Consider the following 645-nt stretch of genomic DNA (forward strand, 5'->3'; position numbering starts at 1 on the left):
TAGCAGTTCTATTGTCAGCGTCATATGTTGGATTCATCTCAGCAATACTAACTGAAGACACCTTATCACTTGGAATAATACGTTTTGCTAATTCAAGAACAGTATGTGGATACAAACCTAACACTGCAGGCGCACTTACCCCTGGTGCAAATGCACTATCAATGACATCCATACAAATCGTAAACATAATGACGTCATGTTCATGCACAAAACGCTCAATCATATCTTTAATAGGTGGCGACACATGGTTTAATAATTCATCTGCAAAGACATAATCAATCTTTTTCTCTTTAGCATAATCAAATAAACTTTGCGTATTACCACCTTGAGCTATACCAAGAACTAAATAATCAGTATTGTCATCCTCTTCTAAAATTTGTCTAAAACTCGTACCAGATGTTGATTCTTGTTCAGCACGAGTATCAAAATGCGCATCAATGTTAATCACACCGATTGACTGTGTTGGATAAACTTTACGCGTAGCTAAATATTGTGCATACGCAATATCATGTCCACCGCCTAATAAAAATGTTTGTCTATGATTAGCAATTGACTTCGCTGCAAGCATAGCAAATTCTTTTTGAGTATCAATTAATTCCTCATGATCATGATAAACATTTCCGTAATCGACTAAAGTTTCACATT

The 645-nt window shown here is 35.5% G+C and carries 1 protein-coding gene; it reads right to left on the reverse strand.

The features are described from left to right. On the reverse strand, positions 1–645 hold a 645-nt coding region (hutG, locus tag IDG60_RS19680), incomplete at both ends, for a formimidoylglutamase (protein ID WP_206161093.1).

This window comes from Staphylococcus sp. EG-SA-2 (assembly GCF_017152085.1).